The organism is Plantactinospora sp. DSM 117369, from assembly GCF_053764795.1.
The window spans coordinates 9,379,289-9,402,663 of sequence record NZ_CM132446.1 but is presented as its reverse complement, the minus strand read 5'-3'; the positions used below and the strand labels follow the sequence as shown (position 1 = coordinate 9,402,663).

17 protein-coding genes and 1 pseudogene are annotated in these 23,375 nt (G+C 72.8%); 13 read left to right on the top strand and 5 right to left on the bottom strand.

Annotated features, from left to right (window positions below; genetic code table 11):
• Positions 1-157: 157 nt before the first annotated feature.
• A complete protein-coding gene (locus ACSMXO_RS40340; protein WP_455415960.1) occupies positions 158-1,297 on the bottom strand; it encodes a hypothetical protein in 1,140 nt (379 codons plus the stop codon).
• A 557-nt stretch (positions 1,298-1,854) separates the two neighbouring features.
• Here ACSMXO_RS40340 and ACSMXO_RS40335 point away from each other — a divergent pair.
• Complete coding sequence (locus ACSMXO_RS40335) at positions 1,855-2,664, top strand: glycoside hydrolase family 12 protein (protein WP_455415959.1); 810 nt, start codon at positions 1,855-1,857, stop codon at positions 2,662-2,664.
• Positions 2,665-2,789: 125 nt separating this feature from the next.
• Here the strand turns inward: ACSMXO_RS40335 and ACSMXO_RS40330 are convergent, their stop codons facing one another.
• Entirely contained in the window at positions 2,790-2,999 is a 210-nt protein-coding gene (locus ACSMXO_RS40330; RefSeq protein ID WP_107262234.1) for a hypothetical protein, read from the bottom strand.
• A gap of 115 nt (positions 3,000-3,114) precedes the next feature.
• Positions 3,115-5,691, bottom strand: coding sequence for a DEAD/DEAH box helicase (locus ACSMXO_RS40325; RefSeq protein ID WP_455419425.1), 2,577 nt, complete (start codon positions 5,689-5,691; stop codon positions 3,115-3,117).
• A gap of 44 nt (positions 5,692-5,735) precedes the next feature.
• Between ACSMXO_RS40325 and ACSMXO_RS40320 the strand changes: the two genes are divergently transcribed.
• From ACSMXO_RS40320 to topA, 6 genes are all read left to right on the top strand, one after another.
• Complete coding sequence (locus ACSMXO_RS40320) at positions 5,736-6,092, top strand: STAS domain-containing protein (protein ID WP_346258826.1); 357 nt, start codon at positions 5,736-5,738, stop codon at positions 6,090-6,092.
• Positions 6,093-6,108: 16 nt separating this feature from the next.
• Positions 6,109-6,546, top strand: coding sequence for an ATP-binding protein (locus tag ACSMXO_RS40315; RefSeq protein ID WP_346258827.1), 438 nt, complete (start codon positions 6,109-6,111; stop codon positions 6,544-6,546).
• Between the two features lie 288 nt (positions 6,547-6,834).
• Positions 6,835-9,210 carry a sodium-translocating pyrophosphatase gene (locus ACSMXO_RS40310; protein ID WP_455415958.1) on the top strand — a complete coding sequence of 792 codons (2,376 nt, stop codon included), beginning with the start codon at positions 6,835-6,837 and terminating at the stop codon, positions 9,208-9,210.
• A 242-nt stretch (positions 9,211-9,452) separates the two neighbouring features.
• Positions 9,453-9,995, top strand: coding sequence for a hypothetical protein (locus ACSMXO_RS40305; RefSeq protein ID WP_346258829.1), 543 nt, complete (start codon positions 9,453-9,455; stop codon positions 9,993-9,995).
• Positions 9,996-10,159: 164 nt separating this feature from the next.
• Positions 10,160-10,888, top strand: a complete 729-nt coding sequence (locus tag ACSMXO_RS40300) for a hypothetical protein (RefSeq protein WP_455419424.1) — start codon at positions 10,160-10,162, stop codon at positions 10,886-10,888.
• Between the two features lie 369 nt (positions 10,889-11,257).
• Entirely contained in the window at positions 11,258-14,140 is a 2,883-nt protein-coding gene (topA, locus tag ACSMXO_RS40295; RefSeq protein ID WP_455419423.1) for a type I DNA topoisomerase, read from the top strand.
• A gap of 63 nt (positions 14,141-14,203) precedes the next feature.
• On the opposite strand, the gene ACSMXO_RS40290 is transcribed toward topA, so the two are convergent.
• A complete protein-coding gene (locus tag ACSMXO_RS40290) occupies positions 14,204-15,526 on the bottom strand; it encodes a D-arabinono-1,4-lactone oxidase (RefSeq protein ID WP_455415957.1) in 1,323 nt (440 codons plus the stop codon).
• 273 nt (positions 15,527-15,799) lie between these two features.
• Between ACSMXO_RS40290 and ACSMXO_RS40285 the strand changes: the two genes are divergently transcribed.
• Positions 15,800-16,366: a TetR/AcrR family transcriptional regulator gene (locus tag ACSMXO_RS40285; protein ID WP_346258851.1), complete on the top strand. Its 567-nt coding sequence runs from the start codon at positions 15,800-15,802 to the stop codon at positions 16,364-16,366.
• Between the two features lie 42 nt (positions 16,367-16,408).
• Here the strand turns inward: ACSMXO_RS40285 and ACSMXO_RS40280 are convergent, their stop codons facing one another.
• The gene (locus ACSMXO_RS40280) at positions 16,409-17,629 is read right to left on the bottom strand and encodes an amino acid deaminase/aldolase (protein WP_455415956.1); all 1,221 of its coding nucleotides are present in this window, start codon (positions 17,627-17,629) and stop codon (positions 16,409-16,411) included.
• Between the two features lie 374 nt (positions 17,630-18,003).
• Between ACSMXO_RS40280 and tmk the strand changes: the two are divergent.
• From tmk to ACSMXO_RS40255, 5 genes and pseudogenes are all read left to right on the top strand, one after another.
• A pseudogene (tmk, locus tag ACSMXO_RS40275) lies at positions 18,004-20,052 on the top strand (dTMP kinase); the annotation flags it as partial.
• A 398-nt stretch (positions 20,053-20,450) separates the two neighbouring features.
• Positions 20,451-21,716 (top strand): DNA polymerase III subunit delta', encoded by a 1,266-nt coding sequence (locus ACSMXO_RS40270; protein WP_455415955.1) that lies wholly within the window; start codon positions 20,451-20,453, stop codon positions 21,714-21,716.
• 326 nt (positions 21,717-22,042) lie between these two features.
• A complete protein-coding gene (locus ACSMXO_RS40265) occupies positions 22,043-22,369 on the top strand; it encodes a YbaB/EbfC family DNA-binding protein (protein WP_455415954.1) in 327 nt (108 codons plus the stop codon).
• Positions 22,370-22,675, top strand: coding sequence for a hypothetical protein (locus tag ACSMXO_RS40260; protein WP_455415953.1), 306 nt, complete (start codon positions 22,370-22,372; stop codon positions 22,673-22,675).
• Entirely contained in the window at positions 22,675-23,355 is a 681-nt protein-coding gene (locus ACSMXO_RS40255; protein ID WP_455415952.1) for a hypothetical protein, read from the top strand. Before ACSMXO_RS40260 ends, ACSMXO_RS40255 begins: the two co-directional genes overlap by 1 nt.
• Positions 23,356-23,375: the final 20 nt, after the last annotated feature.

Here is a 23,375-nt window from a genome sequence, read left to right as displayed (position 1 = left end):
GGTAGCCGTTCGCGGCACCGCCCCGCGAGCGTGAAATCGCCGATGTACACCGGATCGACGGCGTTGAGCATCCCCGGTCGGAGCGGTATCGGAGCACAGATCACCCGCTCACCAGGTGGTGCCCCGCCGAGCGGGTCGCCGGGGCCCGCGGCCCGCCCTACCGGCTGGCCGGCGGCGTCGGAGGTGGGAGGAGTTGCACGGTGGGACTGCTGCTGGCGTTCCACGACGCGTCGTACGCGACGACGTGGACCGTCTCGTAGCCACCGCGCGGCGCGATCACGGCGCTGTTGGTGCCGACCTTGGCGTCGACCCTGACCTCGTCCACGACGAACACGTGGTAGACGTGGTATTCGACCACGCCGATGTCGTCCGTCGCCGGTTCCCAGGTGACCAGATAGCCGTCCGGGGTGACAGCGGTAACCACCGGGGTTCCCGGCGGGCTGGGCGGGACGGTGTTGTCACCACTGCGCGGGAAGGTCGGCGGCTGCCGGACGGACGTGCGGGAGGAGAACCCCGACGTGTTGCCGGCCGCGTCGCGGGCGGTGACCGAGAAGTGGGTCTGCGCCGCCGTCGGGGCGAGCTGCAGGGTCAGCGGGGAGTTGTCCGGTACGACCCGGGCCAGATACTGCGAGTAGAACTGGTCGCCCTGGTAGACGTAGTACTGCGCCACCCCGACGTTGTCGGTCGACGCCGGCCAGGTGATGGTGACCGCACCCGGTACGACCGACAGCACCTGCGGCTGGCCGGGCGTGCTCGGCGGCAGGATGTCCGGGGCCGACGGTTCCACCAGGACGTCGTCGAACCAGCCGGTGGCGTAGCTGGTGGCCAGGCCGATCCGGCCCCTGGCGAACTGGCCGTCGGTGGCGGTGACCGAGACCGTCCCGAGCTGCCCGACCAGGTGGTCGCCCCGGAGTGCGAGCCGCAGCGTCTGCCAGCCGCCGATCGCCGCCGTCACCGGGGCGGAGGCGAGCACGGTGACCCGACCGGAGACGAGTTTGCCCAGTTCGAGCTGGCTGTTTCCGCGCAGGTTCAGGTAGTAGTGACTGGTGTTGGACTGGACCCGGGCGAGCAGCCCGATCGAGGAGCGCGCGGTACCCAGCGCGTTCGGCCTGACCTGCGCGCTGACCGCGTAGTCGGTCCAGCTCGGGTCACCGGTCCGGGCACTGGCGACGGCACTGCCGGAACGCTGCCGGTACACCCACGTGGTGTCGCTGCCGACCGACCACACGCCGCCGACGGTTGACCAGCCGGCGGCGTTGCCGTCCTCGAAGTCGTCCCCGAACAGCGGTACCGCCACCTCCGCTGCGGAGTCGGTCCGACCTGGTGCAGGGTCTCGGTGCGCCCGGGCCAGATCTGCGCCAGCGGCCACCGGCGCGGGCAGCGTCCCGGTCACCTTTCCGGACAACGTCCCGGCCGCCGGCCCTCCGGCTCGCGCGGCTCCGGCTGGGGCCGATCCGACCTCCGCCGCTCCACCCGGCACGAATCCAGCTACCAGTGCGCCGTCCGTGGCCGCCCCGGCGACGGGTGAGGGCAGGACGGCCGCGAGGGCGGCGGTGGTGACCAGTGCCAGGCCGGCGGCGATCGGGGCGTACGGACGGCGGCCAGGCCGGTGGCGGCCCTCGACGGTACTGACGGGGACGGACACGGCGACGACCTGCCTTCGGCAACGGACCGGGCGGCGTCGCAGTCGAACGACGGTGGACCCGACCGGCAGTGATAACTGAGCGTGAGAAAAGCCAACTCTATGTATGGAGATCGGAGGATGTCAATGTGATCGCGAGGGGCGCGGCTTCGCCCGAATGTGATCGGTGGGTATCTATTGACTTAGTTTGGAAGCAAAACTAAATTTCTTCGGTGAGCGATGTCGCGCGCGCCATCTCCAGGCCGCAGTCGAGCCCTCGACTGCTCCGGCTATCCCGGCGTCCGTCCCGTCAGCGCCGGGCCGACAAGGAGGTCATCGTGCTGCGCACCGCACGTCTGGCGATCGGCGCGTTCGCGCTCGCCGCCGTACTGACCGTCACCGCCGCACCCGCGCCCGTCCAGGCTGCCGTCTGGAGTTCCAGCGACCGCTGGGGCACCTGGTCCAGTGGCGGCTACACGCTCTACAACAACATCTGGGGCTCGGGATACGGCCCGCAGACCATCTGGGCCAACTCGCCGAGCAACTGGGGGGTCTGGGCCGACCACCCGAACACCGGTGGGATCAAGGCGTACCCGAACGCGACCCGGTACATCGGGCGTCGGGTGAGTGCCCTGGGCAACGTCACCAGCAGCTTCAACGTGACGGTGCCGACCAGCGGCAGCGGCATCGCCTACACCACGGCGTACGACATCTGGACCACCGACCACGGGCACGAGATCATGCTCTGGATGAACAAGTACGGGCCGGTCGGCCCGCTCGGCAGTTTCCAGGTCAGGGCATCGGTCGGCGGGCACTCCTGGGACATCTACCGGGGGTCGAACGGATCCAACCAGGTCTACTCGTTCATCCGGACCAGCAACACCACCTCCGGCACCGTCGACATCCGGGGCATCGCCACCTGGATCCGCGACCGTGGCTGGTTCGGTGACGTCACGATCGGCGACGTCCAGCTCGGCTACGAGATCACCTCGTCCGCCGGTGGCCGGGACTTCGTCACCAACAGCTTCTCGGTCTCCGGCTGAGGCAACTCCGGCTGCGCGGAAGGGACCCCTTTCGCGGAAGATCCGCGGGACGGGTCCCTTCTGTGTGCCCTCGGCGCACGCCGCCGCGCCCTCGGGAGGACTGCCGGTGGCCCGCTGCCACGCCCTCAGCGGATGCTGCCCTCGGTGGCCCGGCGTACCACCCAGCTGTTCAGCACCTGGTGGATGCTGTGCAGCATCTGGTGGATCTGGTCCAGGCGTTCCGCCTGGGCCAGTGCCGCGTACGCCTGCGAGAGCGCGATCTGCTGGTCGACGGTCAGATGTGCCTGGTCGATGGTGTACAGCAGTTCGACGGTCTCGGCGATGGTGTCGGCCACGACGTCCTCCTCAGGCGGATCCGTGGAAGCGCTCCCAGCGTAACTTAACCGGATCCACATAGATCCATGCATGCGAATACCGACTATCCGCGATCAGCCTGTGATCAGGCCACGATCAGGTATCGCCGGGCTCGGCCGGAGCCACCTGGGCCAGGTTGGTCAGCACCACGTCGAGGACCCGGACCGCCTCCGGCTTGGCCAGCGGGTTGTTGCCGTTTCCGCACTTCGGGGACTGCACGCAGGACGGGCAGCCGGCCTCGCAGCCGCACTCCGCAATCGCGTCCCGGGTCGCGGAGAGCCACGCCGACGCCGCCCGGTACGCCCGCTCGGCGAAGCCCGCGCCGCCAGGGTGTCCGTCGTAGACGAAGACCGTCGGCGCCTCGGTGTCCGGATGGTTGGCCGTGGAGAGCCCGCCGATGTCCCAGCGGTCGCAGGTGGCGACCAGTGGCAGCAGCCCGATCGCGGCGTGCTCGGCCGCGTGCAGCGCACCGGGCACCTCGGCCGCCTCCACCCCGGCCGCCGCCAGCGACTCCGGCGAGACCGTGAACCAGACCGCGACCGTACGCAGCTCCCGGGCGGGCAGGTCCAGCGGCAGGGTGGCCAGCACCTCGCCGGAGGCGAGCCGGCGGCGCTGGTACGACACCACCTGGCTGGTCACGTCGACCTCGCCGAGGAACATCCCGACCGGGCCACAGTCGAGGTAGGAACGGACCGAGACGACGGAGAGCGAGGTGACGTCCCGGGGATGGGTGGACCAGTCCGGTTCCTCGGCGTGCACCAGCGCGCACCCGTCGTCGAGATCGAGGTCGTCCACCACGTACGACACGCCCTGGTGCAGGTAGACCGCGCCGGGGTGGACCTGGAAGTGCGACGAGGCCGGGTCGACCGTGCCGAGCAGCCGGCCGGTCGACGACTCGACCACGTCCACCGGGGCGCCGCCGGTGCCGCGCAGGTCCACCTCGGGCCGCCCGGCGTGCCGCCAGTACCAGCCCGTCGGGCGCCGCCGGAGCGCGCCGCCGGCCACCAGCGCCTCGACCGCCTCCTTCGCCCCCTCGCCGAAGAGTTCCAGGTCGGCCGGGGTCAGCGGGGATTCCGCCGCCGCGCAGCAGAGCTGCGGCCCCAGCACGTACGGGTTGGCCGGATCGAGCACGGTCGCCTCGACCGGCCGGCCGAACAGCGCTTCCGGATGGTGCACCAGATAGGTGTCCAGCGGGTCGTCCCGGGCCACCAGCACCGCCAGCGCCTCCCGGCCGGAGCGCCCGGCCCGGCCCGCCTGCTGCCAGAGCGAGGCCCGGGTGCCCGGGTAGCCGCAGATCAGCACCGCGTCCAGGCCGACCAGGTCGACGCCGAGCTCCAGCGCGCTGGTCGAGGCGAGCCCGAGCAACTCACCGCCGAGCAGCGCCTGCTCCAGCGAGCGGCGCTCCTCGCGCAGGTAGCCGGACCGGTAGGCGGCGACCCGGGCCCCCAGGCCGGGCACGGCCTCGTCCAGCGAGCGCCGCGCGGTGGTGGCGATCACCTCGGCCCCGCGCCGGGACCGGACGAAGGCCAGCGTCCGGACTCCGGCCGCGACCGTGTCGCCGAGCAGGTCGGCGGTCTCCCGCAACGCGGAGCGGCGTACCGGGGCGGCGTCGACCCCGGCGCCCGCCGCCGACTCGGCGAGGTCGGCCGGGTCCGGGCCGTCCGACGGCGGTGGCAGCAGCGGCGGTTCCCAGAGCGCGAAGGTCAACCCGCCGCGCGGCGCGGTGTCCTCGGTGACCGCGGTGACCGGCAGCCCGGTCAGCCGCTCGGCCGCCGCGGCCGGGTCGCCCGAGGTCGCCGAGGCCAGCACGAAGACCGGCCCGTCCGGTGCCGGCCCGGTGCCGCCGCTCGCGCCCCGCTGCCCCGGCACCGACCTGGGGGTACCCGGATAGCGCGCGGCCTGCCGCCGCAGCCGGCGCAGTACGTGTGCCACGTGCGACCCGAAGACGCCCCGGTAGGTGTGACACTCGTCGACCACCACGAACGCCAGCCGGCGCAGGAAGGCGGACCACTTGGCGTGCCCGGGCAGGATGCCGTGGTGCAGCATGTCCGGGTTGGTCAGTACGAACCGGGAGTGCTGGCGTATCCAGTCCCGCTCGGCGCGCGGGGTGTCGCCGTCGTAACACGCCGGCCGTACCCCGTCGAGGCCCAGCGCGGCGACGGCCCGGAGTTGGTCGGCGGCGAGGGCCTTGGTCGGGGCCAGGTAGAGCACGGTGGCCCGGGGGTCGGCGAGCAGCGTGGCCAGCGCCGGGAGCTGATACGCGAGCGACTTTCCCGACGCGGTGCCGGTGGCGACCACCACGTGCCGGCCGGCGTACGCGTGCCCGGCCGCCTCGGCCTGGTGCCGCCACGGCGCGACCACGCCCTGCCCGGCGAGGGCCGCGCGCAGCTCCGCCGGCACCCACTCCGGCCAGTCGACCACCGTGCCGGGGCGGGCCGGCACCCGCTCGACGTGGGTCACCGGGGTCCCGGTCGTGCCGCCGTGCGCCCGGGCGCGCAGCAGGTCCAGCAGCTCACCCGCCCCGGGCCGACCGGTCGGGCGGGAGTCCCCGACCCCGGTACCGGCCGATACTGTTGCGGGAAACGTCACGCCCTGCACTCTTGCACTCTCGTACGTGCGTCGGAAGGCCGGGTAGCGGTCGGTCCGCCGTCGCTGCGCGGTCCGCTGGTCGATGGTTAGATGCCCAGGAGCGTTCCTGGCCGGTCAGAGGAGGACTGATGGATCTGTCGCTGACGACCCGCGCCATCGGTGAGTACACGGTGTTGGAGGTTGGCGGCGAGGTCGACGTCTACACCGCTCCGCGGCTGCGCGAACGTCTGGTCGAGCTGATCGACGGCGGGGCCCGGGCGATCGTCGTGGACCTGGGTCGGGTGGACTTCCTCGACTCGACCGGCCTCGGCGTGCTGGTGGGGGCGCTCAAGCGGCTGCGTCCCGTCGGCGGGACCTTCGGGCTGATCTGCGACAAGGAGCCGCTGCTCAAGATCTTCCGGATCACCGCCCTCGACCAGGTCTTCCCGATCTACCCCACGCTGGACGCCGCCACCTCGGCCGACTCCTCCGGTGCCGATGCCTGATGTCGACGGTCGACGCATGATGTCGAAGGTCAGACTCTCCTTCACCCCGGCCCCGGTCCACGTCCGTACCGCCCGGTTGGTCGGGGTCGCGGTGGCCCGGCGGGCCGGCGTGCCCGAGGAACTGCTCGACGAGGTACGACTGGCGATCGGTGAGGCCTGCGCCCGGGCGGTCGCCCTGCACCGCCAGTACGGGTTGAGCGATCTGGTGCTGGTCGAGATGTCGGACGGTCCGGCGTACACCGTCCGGGTGATCGACCGGGCGCCGATCGAGGCCGGGTTGGGGTTGGCCGCGCTGCCCCCCGACGAGCTGGCCGACGAGTCGCTGACCGACGAGGCGCTGACGGTGGGTGTCGGGTTTGCCCTGCTCGCGGGCTTTGTCGAGGACCTCCAGGTGCGTCCGGTCGACGAGGGCGTCGGCACCGAGGTCCGGATGGCCTGGCCGCTCGGGCGGTAGCCCGGCTGCTCGCCGGCACCCGCATTACCAGAACCGCGCGGCTAACACAGCGACGAAGATCATCACGACCGGGTGGGTCCTCTGTGTGACCTCCAACACGGCGGACCGCTAGAGTACCCGGGGTTATCAGCAAGTGTGCTGGTCCCGCTCCTGTGGGTGGGGGAGCATCGCCGATCGCGGGGGCAGGTGGGTCGGCGGAACGCTTGCGAATTTGTCGCTCCACGCGTGGAGACGTCTGGCCGGTTCGTCCGCCGGCCCGGCGCGAGTGTTCGGTACAGGAGGACATAGATGTCCCAGTTTTGGGCCGCCGATGGTGGCGGGCTGTCCCTCGGCGGCGAGAACCTGTCGTATGTCGTCGTCGCGGCGGTTATCGCCCTGGTGGCGCTCGGCTTCGCGGGTGCGCTGACCAAGGCCGTGCTCTCGACCGGCAAGGGCACCGAGAAGATGCAGGAGATCGCGGGGGCCGTGCAGGAGGGGGCCTCGGCCTACCTGCTCCGGCAGTTCCGCACCCTCGGCATCTTCGTCGTGGCCGCCGTGATCCTGCTCTTCCTGCTGCCGGTGCACGACACCGAGGGCAACGAGACGCTGGTGAAGATCGGCCGATCGGGCTTCTTCGTGGTCGGTGCCCTGTTCAGCGCGTTCATCGGTGGTGCCGGCATGGCCCTGGCCACCCGGGCCAACCTGCGGGTCGCGGCCGCCGCCCGGGAGCACCAGGGCGGCCGGGAAGCGGCGATGCAGATCGCGTTCCGTACCGGTGGCGTCGTCGGCTTCCTCACCGTCGGCCTCGGCCTGGTCGGTGCGGCGGCGGTCGTCCTGATCTACAAGGGTGACGCGCCGACCGTGCTGGAGGGCTTCGGTTTCGGTGCCGCGCTGCTCGCCATGTTCATGCGGGTCGGCGGCGGCATCTTCACCAAGGCGGCCGACGTCGGCGCCGACCTGGTCGGCAAGGTCGAGCAGGGCATCCCGGAGGACGACCCGCGCAACGCGGCGACCATCGCCGACAACGTGGGCGACAACGTCGGTGACTGCGCCGGCATGGCGGCCGACCTGTTCGAGTCGTACGCGGTGACCCTGGTCGCCGCGCTGATCCTCGGCCGGGCGGCGTTCGGCGAGCACGGGCTGGTCTTCCCGCTGATCGTCTCCACCATCGGTGTGCTGATCGCCATCCTCGGGGTGTTCATCACCCGGCTGCGGGCCGGCGACCGGTCCGGGCTCACCGCGATCAACCGGGCGTTCTACGCCTCTGCGGTGGTCTCGGCGATCCTGGTCGCGGTGATGGCCTTCGTCTATCTGCCGGCCACCTGGGCCGAGCTGCTCGGCAACGAGTGGCGCAGCGCGCTCGGCCTCGCCGAGGGTGCGGCCGAGCCGATCGACCCGCGGATCCTCGCCATCGGCGCCGTGGTGATCGGCATCGTGCTGGCCGCCGCCATCCAGGCACTGACCGGGTACTTCACCGAGACCAACCGGCGGCCGGTGCAGGACATCGGCAAGTCGTCGCTGACCGGCCCGGCCACTGTGGTGCTGGCCGGGATCAGCGTCGGGCTGGAGTCGGCGGTCTACTCCGCACTGCTGATCGGCGCCGGGGTCTTCGGCGCGTTCCTGCTGGGTGGCGGCTCGCTCACGCTCTCGCTCTTCGCGGTGGCGCTGGCCGGTACCGGTCTGCTCACCACGGTCGGCGTGATCGTCGCGATGGACACCTTCGGGCCGATCTCCGACAACGCGCAGGGCATCGCCGAGATGTCCGGCGACATCGACGAGCAGGGCGCGCGTACGCTCACCGAGCTGGACGCGGTCGGCAACACCACCAAGGCGATCACCAAGGGCATCGCGATCGCCACGGCGGTGCTCGCCGCCACCGCGCTGTTCGGGTCGTACACCGACACGCTCGGCACAGCGCTGCGGGACGCGGGTTCCGACCTGTCGATCGACGGGCTGCTCAACGTGGCCAACCCGCGCAACCTGGTGGGTCTGATCGTCGGTGCCGCGGTGGTCTTCCTCTTCTCCGGTCTGGCCATCAACGCGGTCTCCCGCTCGGCGGGTGCCGTGGTGATGGAGGTACGCCGGCAGTTCCGCGAGCTGCCCGGGATCATGGATTACAGCCAGCGGCCGGAGTACGGCAAGGTGGTCGACATCTGCACCCGGGACGCGCAGCGCGAGCTGATGACCCCGGGGCTGCTCGCCATCCTGGCGCCGATCGCGGTCGGTTTCGGGCTCGGCCCCGGTGCGCTGGCCGCGTACCTCGCCGGCGCGATCGGAGCCGGCACCCTGATGGCGGTCTTCCTGGCCAACTCGGGTGGTGCCTGGGACAACGCCAAGAAGCTGGTCGAGGACGGCGCGTTCGGCGGCAAGGGCTCGGACGCGCACGCGGCCACGGTGATCGGTGACACCGTCGGTGACCCGTTCAAGGACACCGCCGGGCCGGCGATCAACCCGCTGATCAAGGTGATGAACCTGGTCTCGCTGCTGATCGCCCCGGCAGTGGTGGCCTGGAGCGTCGGCGAGGACAAGAACACCGGGCTGCGGATCGGGGTCGCGGTCGTCGCGGCGCTGATCATCGTCGCGGCGGTGGTGTTCAGCAAGCGCAAGCCGGTGGCCATGTCGGACTCCGACACCGGTACCGGCAGCGGCAACTCCGACCAGCAGCCGCAGACCGCCAACGTCTGAGGCCGGGACAGTCCGGATCCGGGCCCGTCGCGTACCCGCGACGGGCCCGGACCCGTTCCCGGACCGGCGACGGCGGCCCCGCCACCGGCTCGGGCGGTCTGGCATTGCGGCGTCGCTGCTCCGGTTCGGGCGGTTCGACGTGCGGCGCCGCTGGTGCGGCTCGGGCGTCCGAAATGGGGTCCGGGGCGGCTCGGCCGATTACCCCCCTCGCGAAGCCCGCTCCAACCCGTACGCTGCAACGCATGCGTACCCCCCGCACGGCATCCGCCGGAAGGTTCACGGCGGCCCTGTGCACGATCGCCCTGCTCCTCGGGGGCTGCGCCGGGGGACCCACCCCGCAGGCCTGGGCCGCCGCCGTCTGTGCGGCACTGGCGCCGTGGCGGGCCGAGATCGGGACGCTGACCCGGAGCACCCAGCAGCAGATGACCGCGCAGACCAGCCCGGCGCAGGCCAAGGAGAATCTGGTCCGGCTGCTCAGAGGTGCCGAACAGGCCAGCGAGACCGCCCGGCAGAAGGTGGAGGCGGCCGGCGTACCGGACACCGAGAAAGGTGAGGCGGTCTCCAAGGGCTTCGTCGCCTCGCTGACCGCCGTCCGGGACGCCTACGGCCGGGCCGGCGCGGCGATCGACGCACTCGGCACCGGGCAGGCCAGCGAGTTCTACGACGGCGTCAAGGCCGCGGTCGACACCCTCAACAAGGAGTACGACGCCAGTTCGCTCGACACCAGCGAGCTGGATTCGGTGGAGTTGAAGCGGGCCTTCGACGAGGTTCCGGAGTGTCGCTGACGCCCCCCGTCCCGCCCGTACCGGCCGAGTCGCCCGACCCGGCCGGCATGGCCGCCGAGCCACCCGAGCCACCCGAGCCACCCGACCCGCCCTCGGAGCCGACCGGCCCGATCCCGGCCCAGCCCCAGCCGCCCGGCGTAGCAACGGCCGAGCAGCCCGAGGCCATGGATGAGCGGTCCGGGGCAACGGCCGAGCAGCCCGAGCTGGTCGGGGTGGTGCCGGAGCGGCCCGCTCCGGATGCCGAGCCGGCCGGCGCGGTGCGGGGAGAGCCCGAGCGGCCGGACGGGGCGAGGAGTGAGGCCGTCCCGCCGGTACGGCAGCTCTCGCTCTTCGGGGTGGAGGCCGCCGACCCGTCCGTCGGTGACCTCGCCGGGCTGCTGGCCGGGCCGGGCGAGCTGGTCCGGATGGGTGGCACGGCCCGGATCACCATGGTGGTGGACGCCGCCTGGCGGGTGCACGTACTCGTCGCCGAGCTGGCCCGCCGGGGGTTGACCGCCAGCTGGTTGGGCCGGGTGGCGGAGCAGCACGGGGTGCAGACCTCCTACAGCACCCTGCTCGCCCCGCTGGCGGCGGGTTGGCTGCGCGGCACGGTGAAGCGGCCGCCCGGCAACTTCTTCCTGACCGGTCCCCGGCTGCGGCTCTGGGCGGCGGCAGCCGGCACTCCCGAGCCGCTCGGTTTCGTGCTCCGGCTCGGTGCCGCCGACGAGGCGTGCTGGGAGCCGGTCGGTGCCGCGCTGGCCGCGATCGGCCTGCCGGCGGTGCTGCTCGACGCGGGGGCCGGCGGCCCGGCGTACCGGATCACCGGGCGACGCCGGCTGGCCCGGTTGGCGGAGTTGGTGGGTGACCGCCCACCGACCGCCCCGCCGGGTCAGTGGCCGGGTGGGGTGTCCTGAGTACCCTCGATGGAGTACCCGCCGGAGACCCGGAGGAATCGACCGGTGTCGTAATCCGGACAGCCAGAAGTCAGATTTGTTCGGTTAATCCGGTTAGCGACCCACTGAGTGGGGCATGATCCGTCCGGTTGGTCCCGCACGGATCGCTCGTGGGTGTACGGTGTCGCCGTCCGGCATGACCGCCCGTCCCGTGTTGTTGCACCCGGTGTCACCGCAGCGTAGCGGTGGTCTTCTCGGGCCGCGCAACTCCACGGTCGGGGAGCGCGTTACGTTGGACGTCTGGCCACCGGGCGGCCGATCCGGCCCCGGCGGCGAGCGCGGACAGGGCGGTCCGCAGGGGGAAAGATCGTGAGTGAGGTCAGGAGAGACGTGCCGAGCAACGCCAGGAGCACCCGTCTGGTCATCGTCGAATCACCGGCGAAGGCGAAGACGATCTCGGGCTATCTCGGCCCGGGATACGTCGTCGAGGCCAGCCTGGGTCACGTCCGTGACCTGCCGCGCAACGCCGACGACGTGCCCGCCAAATACAAGGGTGAGTCCTGGGCCCGGCTCGGGGTCGACGTCGACAACGGGTTCGCCGCCCTCTACGTCGTGTCGCCGGACCGCCGGCAGCAGATCAGCAAGCTGACCCGGCTGGCCAAGGAGGTGGACGAGGTCTTCCTCGCCACCGACGAGGACCGCGAGGGCGAGGCCATCGCCTGGCACCTGGTCGAGACGCTCAAGCCCAAGGTACCGGTCAAGCGGATGGTCTTCCACGAGATCACCCGGCAGGCCATCCAGGCCGCGGTGGCGAACCCGCGCGAGATCGACCGCGACCTGGTCGACGCCCAGGAGGCCCGGCGGATCCTGGACCGGCTCTACGGCTACGAGGTCTCCCCGGTGCTGTGGCGCAAGGTCCGCTCCGGGCTCTCCGCCGGCCGGGTCCAGTCGGTGGCCACCCGGATCGTGGTCGAGCGCGAGCGGCAGCGGATGGCGTTCCGCAGCGCGGAGTACTGGGACATCCTGGCCACCCTCGCCGTGCGGGGCACCGCCGAGGGCCCGCGCACCTTCTCCGCCACCCTGGTCGCGCTCAACGGCGACCGGATCGCCACCGGCAAGGACTTCGAGCCGACCACCGGCCAGGTGAAGCCGGGTGCCGGGGTGATGCACCTCGACGAGGCGGGCGCCCGTGGACTGGCCGCCCGCCTCGACGGGCGGCCTTTCACTGTGACCCGGGTGGACGAGAAGCCCTACCGGCGCCGCCCGTACGCGCCGTTCATCACCTCGACGCTCCAGCAGGAGGCGGCCCGGAAGCTGCGCTTCTCCTCGCAGCAGACGATGCGTACCGCCCAGCGGCTGTACGAGAACGGCTACATCACCTATATGCGTACCGACTCGGTGAACCTGTCGGAGACGGCCATCGCGGCCGCCCGCCGGCAGATCGCCGAGCTGTACGGCGAGCGGAACGTGCCGCCGGAGCCCCGCCGCTACACCGGCAAGGTGAAGAACGCCCAGGAGGCGCACGAGGCGATCCGCCCGGCCGGGGACAACTTCCGCACCCCCGGTGAGCTGGCGAACGAGCTCTCCGCCGAGGAGTTCCGGCTCTACGAGCTGATCTGGCGGCGGACCATCGCGTCCCAGATGACCGACGCGGTCGGCTCCAGCGTCTCGGTGCGGATCCGGGCGGTCTCCGGCGCGGGCGAGGAGGCCGACTTCGGCGCGACCGGCAAGACCATCACCGAGCCGGGCTTCCTGCGGGCGTACGTGGAGTCGTCCGACGACGAGAACGCCGAGGCCGAGGATGCCGAGCGGCGGCTGCCGAACCTGGTCAAGGACCAGCCGCTGACCGCCGACGAACTGGCCGCGACCGGGCACCACACCCAGCCGCCGTCCCGCTACACCGAAGCGTCGCTGGTCAAGTCGCTGGAGGAGCTGGGCATCGGCCGGCCGTCCACGTACGCCTCGATCATGGCGACCATCCAGGACCGGGGGTACGTCTTCAAGCGCGGCCAGGCGCTGATCCCGTCCTTCCTGGCGTTCGCCGTGGTCGGCCTGCTGGAGCGGCACTACCCGCGACTCGTCGACTACAACTTCACCGCCGCGATGGAGAACGAGCTGGACGAGATCGCCGGTGGCGACCACGCGGCGGTGGACTTCCTGACCTCGTTCTACTTCGGCAGCGAGATGGGCGGCGACCAGTCGGTGGCCCGGTCCGGCGGGCTGAAGAAGATGGTCACCGAGAACCTGAGCGAGATCGACGCGCGCAGCGTCAACTCGATCCCGCTGTTCCGGGACGACGAGGGGCGCGACGTCGTGGTCCGGGTCGGCCGGTACGGCCCGTACCTGCAACGGAGCCTGCCCGGCGCGGAGCCGGCAGCCCGGGACACCGGCGACGGCGGCCCGCCCGAGGACACCTCCCCGGCCGGTGACCGGGCGCCGATCCCGGAGGGTGTGGCCCCGGACGAGCTGACCCCGGAGAAGGTGCACGAGCTGTTCCTCGGCGGTGGCGGGGAGCGCAAGCTCGGCGAGCACCCGGAGACCGGCGAGCCGATCGTGCTCAAGTCCGGCCGGTTCGGCCCGTACGTGGCCAGTGGCGAGCGCAAGTCGTCGCTGCTCCGCTCCCAGTCGCCGGAGTCGCTGACGATGACCGAGGCGCTGCAACTGCTCACCCTGCCCCGGGTGGTCGGGGTGGCTCCGGACGGCGCCGAGGTGCTGGCCGCGAACGGCCGCTACGGCCCGTACGTGAAGCGCGGGGACGAATTCCGGTCGCTGGAGTCGGAGGAGCAGCTCTTCACGGTCACCCTGGACCAGGCGCTGGCCCTGCTGGCGGCGCCGAAGACCCGGCAGCGCCGGGCGGCGGCCCCGCCGCTGCGGGAGATGGGCGCGGATCCGCTGACCGAGAAGCCGTTGGTGATCAAGGACGGCCGGTTCGGGCCGTACGTCACCGACGGCGAGACCAACGCGTCGTTGCGGCGCGGCCAGACTCCGGAGGCGCTGACTCTGGAGGAGGCGTCGGAGATGCTGGCCGAGAAGCGGGCCAAGGGCCCGGCGCCGCGCAAGCGGGCAGCCAAGAAGGCGACCGGCAAGAAGGCGGCGACAAAGGCCACCGGCGGCGAGACGGCCGCGAAGAAGGCGACCGCGAAGAAGACGGCGGTCAAGAAGACCGCCGCGAAGAAGACCACCGCCGCGAAGGCGACGGCGGCGAAGAAGGCTCCCGCCAAGAAGGCCGCCCCGCCGAAGGCGGCGACCTCCGCCGAGCCGACGGAGGGTTGAGCACGCCGCCGGGCCGGTATGAGGCATCGTCTGGTCCGCCGGGCCGAACGATTTCCGGCCGGGTCAGGCCCCGAGCACCTGCTCGGTGTAGGAGTTCGCGAAGACCCGGTCCGGGTCGAGCCGGTCCCGCACGGCCAGGAAGTCGGCGAACCGGGGGTACGCCGGGCGCAGCGACTCGGCGTCCCGGTAGTGCAGCTTGCCCCAGTGCGGCCGGCCGCCCAGTTCGGCGGCGATCCGCTCGAAGGCCCGGAAGTACGGCTCGGCCGGCATGCCGGCGTACTGGTGGATCGCCACGTACGCCGACTCGCGCCCGTGGCCGTGCGAGAGCCAGATGTCGTCCGGGGCGGTGAACCGGACCTCGACCGGGAAGAGCACCCGGAACGGCAGCTCGTCGATCACCCGGCGCAGCCCGGCCAGCGCCTCCGGCAGGGCGGCCCGGGGCAGGGCGTACTCCATCTCCTCGAACCGCACCCGGCGCGGGGTGCAGAAGACCCGGTCGGAGCGGGCGGTGTAGCTGCGCGCGGTGAGCGCCCGGGCGGAGACGGCGGAGATCGTCGGTACCAGGGCCGGGGCGGCCCGGCCGAGCCGGCAGGCTCCGGCGAAGACGGAGTTGGCCAGGAAGTCGTCGTCCAGCCAGCTCCGGAACCGGGGCAGCGGCCGGTCGTCGGCGGGTACCCGGTTGTTGACCTTCACCTGCACCCGGTCGGTGTACGGGAACCAGTAGAACTCGAAGTGGTCGTTCCCGCCGACCAGTTCGGGCAGCTCGGCGAGCACCTCGGCGAGCGGTGCCGGGCGCTCGTCGGCGCGGAGCACGAAGGCGTCCACGCAGTTCAGGGTCACCTCGGTGATCACCCCGAGGGCGCCGAGCCCGACCCGGGCCGCCGCGAAGACGTCGGGGTTCCGGTCGGCGGAGCACTCCAGCAGCTCACCGGTCCCGGTGACCAGGGTCAGTCCGGCGACGAAGGTGGAGAGGCAGCCGTAGCCGGCGCCGGTGCCGTGGGTACCGGTGGAGATCGCCCCGGCCAGCGTCTGCGCGTCGATGTCGCCGAGATTGGCCAGCGCCAAATCGTGTCCGGCGAGCACCTCGTTGAGCGCGTGCAGGGTGATCCCAGCCGGTACGGTGATCAGCCGACGCCCGGAATCGACCCGGACCGGTCCGGTCAGCGCGGTGAGATCGACCCGCTGGTCGTCGGCCCGGGCGATCGCGGTGAACGAGTGGCCGCTGCCGACCGGCTTGATCCGCCGGCCGGTGGCCCGGGCGGCCCGGACCGTGGCGACGACCTCGTCCACGGTCGACGGTCGCAACGCGTCGCCGATGACGCGCTGGTTGCCGGCCCAGTTGGACCATGAGGAGGTGACTCCGGGTGGTGCAGTACGCCCGCTCATCTGACCTCCCCTGGCTCTGACCAGGTCGCCGATGGACAAACATGAATTAGACTCGCGTCAAGGTGTACCAGGGCGAGTAAATCAGGATCGTCACGGCGAGTAAATACCGATATCCGTTCGGCTCGTTAGTCCGGATAGCGTTTCGAAACCGTGACGCCTAGTAACCTTCACCCCGTCGAAAGGGAGTGGCGACGAGTGTCCACGTCAACCGCCACATCCGGTCCACTGCGCCGCGTACCGGTGCAGGGCCGCAGCGTCGCCCGGGTCCAGCGCATGCTCGACGCCTGTGCCGAGATAGTCGACGAGGTCGGCTACGAGGGGCTGACCACGACCCTGCTCGCCGAGCGCGCCGGAGTGGCCATCGGGTCGGTGTACCAGTTCTTTCCCGACAAGCGAGCGATCGTGCAGGCACTGACCCTGCGCAACATGGAGGCGTACCTGGAGCGGCTCAGCGACCGGTTCTCCCGGGGCGACCTGACCCACTGGTGGGACGGGGTCGACGCCGCGATCGACGAGTACATCACGATGCACCGGAGGGTGCCCGGCTTCCGTACCCTGCACTTCGGCGACGTCGTCGACGTGCACCTGCTGGACGAGGACCGGGACAACAACGGCGTCATCGCCGAGCAGTTGGCCCGGGTGCTGGTCGAGCAGTTCGGCACCACCGACGCGCCCCGGCTGCGCTTCGCGCTGGAGATCGCGGTCGAGGCGGCCGACGCGTTGATCAAGCTGGCCTTCCGGCGCGATCCGGAGGGCGACGAGAAGGTGCTGACCGAGGCGACCGCGCTGATCCGGGAATACCTGCACCGGCACGTCGACGCCGCTCCCTCGGCCGGCTAGCCGGCCACCGGTCCACCAGTCCCGCGGCCGGCCGGTGCGCGCTCAGAGAAAGGCCCGGCCCTCGCCGCGATAGGTCGGCACCGTGCCCACGACCCGGTCCGACTCCACCAGGTGCAGCTCGCCGACGTGTTCCGCCAGCTCGCCGGCCTTGGCATGCCGGAACCAGACCCGGTCGCCGAGCCGCAGCGACTCGGCGGCGGCACCGGTCACCGGGGTCTGCACCTCCCCGGCGCCCTCGGTGCCGGTCAGCCGCAGACCCGGCGGCAGCCACGGGGTGGGCAGCCGGGTCCGGTCGGCCGGCCCGGACGCCACCCACCCACCGCCGAGCAGGGTCACCACCCTGGCGGCGGGACGGCGGACCACCGGCAGCGCGAAGAACGCCGCCGGTCGGGGCCGCCAGCTCTGGTAGGCGTCGAACAGCGTCGGCCCGTACAGGCCCGACCCGGCGGTGATCTCGGTTACCGCCGGGTCCGCCGCGGTCAGCGCGACGCTGCCGGTGCCGCCACCGTTGACGAACTCCAGGTCGGCGTGGTCGCGTACCGCCGCGACCGCCGCCGCGCGCCGGTCCACCAGTTCCCGGTACGACCGCCGTTGCAGCAGCCGGATGGTGGCACCGCGAACCGCCTGCCGGGGCGGTGCGTCGCCGAGCCCGGCGATCTGCGCCTCGTACGCCATCAGACCGACCAGCCGGAAGCCCGGCCGCTGCGCGATGGTGCCGGCCAGCGTGCCGGCCTCGTCGGCCGAGTGCACCGGTGAGCGGCGGATGCCGACGTGCAGCCGGCCGCCGAAGGCGTCGGCCATCGGGCGCCAGGACGCGTCCAGATCGAGGCAGGTCCGGATCTCCGCGCGGGAACCGGCAGTGGCGACCGCGTCGACCAGGTCGAGTTGGCCGGGGTTGTCCACCATCAGACAGATCTTGGCGGCCAGTTCCGGGTCGGCGGCGAGCTGGGCCAATGCCTGCCGGTCGGTGGTCGGGTAGCCGACCAGCGCGTCGTCGGTCACGCCGCTGCGGACCAGCCAGATCGCCTCGGCCAGCGTGTACGCCATCACGCCGCCCCAGCCGGGTCCGGCCAGGGCCCGGCCGAGCAGGGCCCGGCAGCGCAGCGACTTGCTGGCGACCCGGAGCGGCTTGCCGCCGGCCCGGTCGGCCAGAGCGCTGGCGTTGGCGTCGAACGCGTCGAGGTCGACCGCGGCGAAGGGCGGTTCGAGGTGCGCGGTCGCCCGGTCGAGGCGTTGACGCAGGAGGTCGCGTTCGGTGGCCATTTGAGCACGCTAACGCGCAAAACGATAATGCGAAACTGTCTCGCATATCCGGGCGTGGCGTCCGGGGCGACCCGTAGCCGCCCGACGCCGCTTGCCGGGGAGATCCACGATGCGCCCCCTAGGCCCAGGTTCCGGGGAATGTCGGGGTCGGGGCGGATCCGTACCGCGATTAGAGTGTGCTCGGGGGAGCCCAGCCATGGGCCGGGGCGTGGAGGGGTACGGCCATCGACGACAACGACAGGAGCGCGGAGCGCACAGCGCAGTCGCCGCCGAACACGCCCACGCCGGCATCCGCCGCCAGCCCGGTCGACCGGACCGGCTACCAGGCGCTCCGCTCGGTCATGCGGATCCGCCCGTTCCGCCGGCTCTGGCTGGTGCTCGGCGCCGCCTCGTTCGGTGACTGGCTCGGCCTGCTGGCCACCTCGATCTTCGCGTCCAGCCAGGTCACCGGGGACACCGCCAAGGGTCTCGCGTTCGGCGCCGTGATCGCGGTCCGGCTGCTGCCGGCCCTGCTGCTCGGCCCGATCGCCGGGGTGCTCGCCGACCGGTTCGACCGGCGCTACACGATGGTCATCTGCGACCTGCTCCGGTTCGTGCTCTTCGCCTCTATCCCGCTGGCCGCCCTGCTGGACGTCGGCGGTGGCCTGGTGGTCGGCTGGGCGGCGATCGCCACCTTCCTGATCGAGGCGATCACGCTGATCTGGATCCCGGCGAAGGAGGCCGCGGTCCCGAACCTGATCCCCCGGTCCCGGCTGGAGATGGCCAACCAGCTCACGCTGATCACCACGTACGGGCTCACTCCGGTGCTCGCCGCGGTCAGCATCGCCGTACTGGACCGGAGCATCCGGGCGGCCTCCGGCGGCCCGCCGCCCGGCTGGGCCGACCCGACCCAGTTGGCTCTCTACTTCAACTCGCTGAGCCGGCTGGCCACCGCGCTGGTGGTGTTCTTCGGCATCCGCGAGATCAGCGGTCGCAGCGGTCGCCGGGAGAGCGTCGAGAAGGTCGAGCAGAGCGTGCTGCGCCAGTTCGTCGACGGCTGGCGGTTCATCGGCAGGACCCCGCTGGTCCGTGGCCTGGTGCTGGGCATCTTCGGCGCCTTTGCCGGCGGCGGCGTGGTGATCGGTACGGCGAACTTCTTCACCAAGTCGCTGGCCGCCGGTGACGCGGCGTTCTACCTGCTCTTCGGCTCAATCTTCCTCGGCCTGTCGCTCGGCATCGGGCTCGGGCCGATGATCGTCCGGGAGATGTCCCGGCGGCGCTGGTTCGGCATGAGCATCGTGCTGGCCAGCGCCTCGGTGCTGGTACTCGCCGGCTCCATCCACCTCTCCATGGCGATCCTCGGCGCGGTGCTGGTCGGCGCGGGTGCCGGAATGGCCTTCCTGGCCGGTACCACCCTGCTCGGCGGGGAGATCGCCGACGAGGTACGCGGCCGGGTCTTCGCCGTGGTGCAGACCGGGACCAGGCTGGTGCTGATCCTGGCCATCTCGGTGAGCAGCCTGCTGGTCGGCGTCGGCGGCTCCCGGCAACTACGCATCGCCGACCTGGGCATCTCGGTCTCCTCGACCCGACTGCTGCTGCTGGTCGCCGGGGCGGCCGGCATCCTCACCGGGATCAAGGCGTTCCGCCAGATGGACGACAAGCCGGGCGTACCGGTGCTGTCCGACCTCTGGGGCTCGATCCGGGGGCGTCCGCTCTTCCCGGCCGAGCCGTTCGCCGCGACCGGAGCCTTCGTGGTGTTCGAGGGCGGTGAGGGCGCGGGCAAGTCGACCCAGGCGAACAAGCTGGCCGAGGTGCTGCGCCGGCAGCACCACGAGGTGGTGGTGACCCGGGAGCCGGGCGCGACCGGAGTCGGGGAGCAGATCCGCGGCCTGGTGCTCGGCCGCACCACCGGCCCGGACGCGCTCGCCCCGCGGGCGGAGGCGCTGCTCTACGCCGCCGACCGGGCCCACCACGTCGCCACGGTGGTCCGCCCGGCGCTGGCCCGCGGCGCCGTGGTGATCAGCGACCGGTACGTCGACTCGTCCCTCGCCTACCAGGGCGCCGGCCGGACCCTGCCGGTCGAGGAGGTCTCCTGGCTCTCCTCCTGGGCCACCGGCGGCCTCAAGCCCGACCTGGTGGTACTGCTCGACATCGAACCCCGGACCGGCCTGGCCCGGGTCGACGCCCGGGGCGGCGACCCGGACCGGCTGGAGGGCGAGTCGATCGAGTTCCACGACCGGGTCCGGTACGCCTTCCTCGACCTGGCCGCCGCCGACCCCAAGCGCTACCTGGTGCTCGACGCCTCCCGGCCGGTCGACGAACTCGCGGCGGCGGTGGCCGAGCGGGTCACTGGGATGCTCGCCGACCCGGACGCGGCCGGTCATCCGGAACCGGCGAGCCCGCCGGACACCTCGGCCCGACCGGAGTTATCCGAAGCCGAGCTGCGGGCGCTGGTGGAATCGCGGGCCGAGGCGGAGCCCGGGGCCGGGGCGGATCCCTCGGTCGCCACCGAGGCGGTCGCGGAACGGCAGCGGGCGGCCGGAGCACCCCGGGCGCACGGCGACGGGGCCACCGGGGCCGACAGCGACGGGGCCACCGGGCACGGTGACGGGGCCACCGGGGCCGACGGTGACGGGGCCACCGGGGGGCACGGCGACGGGGCCACCCGGGCGAGCGAGGACGCCGCCACCGGCCGGCCGGCCGATCAGGAGGGTGCGGCCGCCGCTCCGGTCCGGTTGGTGGGCCGGCCTGGGCAGCCGGTCGACGACGGCGTGCCGGGCCGCACCGCGCCGCACCGCACCGGCAGTGCGACGGGCGGCGTCGAACTCGAACGGCGACCCTGATGCCCGAGGTCTTCGCCGATCTGGTGGGCCAGCCCGAGGCGGTCGACCTGCTCCGCCGGGCCGCTGCCGCCGCGGAGACGATCCGGGCCGCCGCGGTCGCGGAGAGTGTCGCCGCCGATGGCACGGGCCCGGCCGGCGGGGTCGACCCGGCCGGCGGTACCCCGGACGCGGCCGGTGCCGGCAGCGCGATGACGCACGCCTGGATCTTCACCGGACCACCCGGTTCCGGGCGGTCGGTCGCGGCCCGGGCGTTCGCGGCGGCGCTGCAGTGTCTGCGGGGCACCGGCTGCGGCGAGTGCGCCGGCTGCCACACGACGCTCACCGGGACCCATGCCGACGTACGGTTCGTGGTGCCGGAGGGACTCTCCATCGGGGTCGGCGAGATGCGGGCACTGGTGCTGCGGGCGGCCAGCACGCCGAGCGGGGGACGCTGGCAGGTACTCGTCATCGAGGATGCGGACCGGCTCACCGAGGCGGCCGGCAACGCGCTGCTCAAGGCGATCGAGGAGCCGCCGCCGCGTACCGTCTTCCTGCTCTGCACCCCGTCCACGCACCCGGACGACATCTCGGTGACCATCCGCTCCCGGTGCCGGGTGGTGGCGCTGCGCCAGCCGCCGGCCGAGGCGGTGGCGGCCGTACTCCGGGACCGGGACGGCATCGCGCCCGACGTGGCGGCGTGGGCGGCAGCGGCGGCCCAGGGGCACGTCGGCCGGGCCCGCAGGCTGGCCCGGGACCCGGAAGCGCGCAAGCGGCGGGAGGCCGTGCTGGCCCTGCCGCGCAAACTGACCGGCGTCGGCGCCTGCTTCGACGCCGCCTCGGCGCTGATCGAGGCGGCCGAGGCCGAGGCGGCGTCGGCGGTGGTCGAGGCCGACGCGGCCGAGCGGGCCGCGCTGGAGACCGCGCTCGGCGCCGGCGGCACCGGGCGGGGCGCGTCAAGCGCGATCCGGGGCGCCGCCGGGCAGCTCAAGGACCTCGAACGCCGGCAGAAGTCCCGGGCCACCCGCGCCCAGCGGGACGCGCTGGACCGGGCCCTGGTCGACCTGGCCGGCTTCTACCGGGACGTGCTCACCCTCTCGCTGCGTGCCCCGGTCGAGCCGGTGCACACCGACGTCGCCGGGATGGCCAGCTCGGCCGCCGGGAAGTGGACCGCCGAGGGCACCCTGCGCCGGCTGGAGGCGGTGCTCGGCTGCCGTACGGCGATCGAGACCAACGTCAAGCCGCGGATCGCCGTCGAGGCGATGATGCTCGCCCTCTGGCGCGGCTGACCGGCCCGGCCCGGTCGGTCGCCGATTCGCCGACTGCCCGGGAGTTCCGTCCTGATCAGGGAGATCTTGGGGCGAAGGGTTCCCTTCGGGCGGCTCGCCCGGTACGGTTCGGTGCCGTAACGCAGCGAAGGTGACACATTCGGTGAGCCGATGTGCGCGGCTTCGCCCCGGCGAGGCCGACGACGACCCGACCCGCCCGGCCCGGCCCGGCCCGGCCCGGTGCGGGGTGGCGCCCGGCGGCATCGGGAAGCGCGCAATCGGGGAAGCGGGCATCGGGCAAGCGGGCAATCGGGGAAGCGGGCATCGGAAAGCGGGAGGACCTGCCGGTGGCGCGGGAGATCGACCAGTCCTGGGTCGAGGAGGCGATCGAGCGCTATCGGCGCATCGAGGCGCTGCGGGCCGAGTTCGACGAGGCGATCCGGCGGGTCCAGGTCACCGTCCGCTCCCCGGACGGGCTGGTCGAGCTGATCGTCACCGCCGACGGGTCGGTCAACGACGTGCGGTTCCTGGGACCGCCGCAGGTGCGTACCGGGCCGGAGGTGGCCCGGTCGGTCCGGGCCGCCATCACGGCCGCCGACGACGCCGCCCGGTGGGCCCGGGAGAAGCTCTACACCGAGACGTTCGGCGAGTACCGCCGACTGACGGAGGACTGAGTGGACGGCCTTCGGGACCTCGCCGGCCGGCTCGACGGCGCGGGTGGCCGCCTTGCCGACCTCGCCCGGCGGCTGCCGTACGCCGGGCCGTCCGGCAGTGCCTTCGGTGCCGACGGCCCGGGGCGGCTCGGCGAGGTCGGTGGACTGCTGCACCGGCAGTGGGCGGCCGCGCTCGACGACCGGGCCCGGGAACTGCTGGCCACGGCCGAGCGGCTGACCGACACCGGCTCCGCACTGCGGATCGCCGAGACGGCGTACGCCGACAGCGAGGCGGCGGCCTACCGTCGGCGGCCGGAGGAGGCGTGATGGATGTCCTCGACCAGCTCGCCGAGCCCGCCGTCACGCTGTCCGGGCGGGTCGACGACCTCCTCGCCGCCGCCGGTGCGCCGGACGGGCACCGGATCTGGCCGCTGCTGCGCCGGCTCCGGGTGTTGCCCGGCGACGCCGTGCGGGCGGTGCTCGGGCTGCGGCCGGGGGAGCTGGCCGCCGCCGGTGAGGTGAGCGGGGAACTGCGCCGGGCCTACCGCGAGGCCGGGGCGGTACTGGCCGACGGCGGCTCGTGGCAGGGCCCGGCCGCCGAGGCGTACGCGGCACACCGCACTGGGCTGGCGGGTCACCTGACCGACCTGGCGGGCCGGGCGGACGCAACGGCGGCGTACGCCGAGGCGGTCGCCGGGTGGATCGCCGACACCCGGTACGCGCTGGCCCGCACCCTCGCCGACGTGCTCGGCTCGGCGGAGGCGGTCGCCGTACTGACGGTCCGGGGCGGCGGGTTCGGGTCGGCGCCGTCCGGCGTGACGCCCGGAGGGCTGCCGGTCGAGTCGGCCGCCGCCGAGATCGGCGCCCGGATCCTGGCCACGGTCGCCGAGGCGTACGACCAGGCGGAGGGGCTGCCGCAGCGCTGGGCGGCCGAGCTGGACCTCCTCGACCACCGTTCCCCGGAGGTCCCCGTGGTACGCCCCGACGGCGGCCGGATCGTGCTCTGATCTCCGGGTGCGGCCGAGCG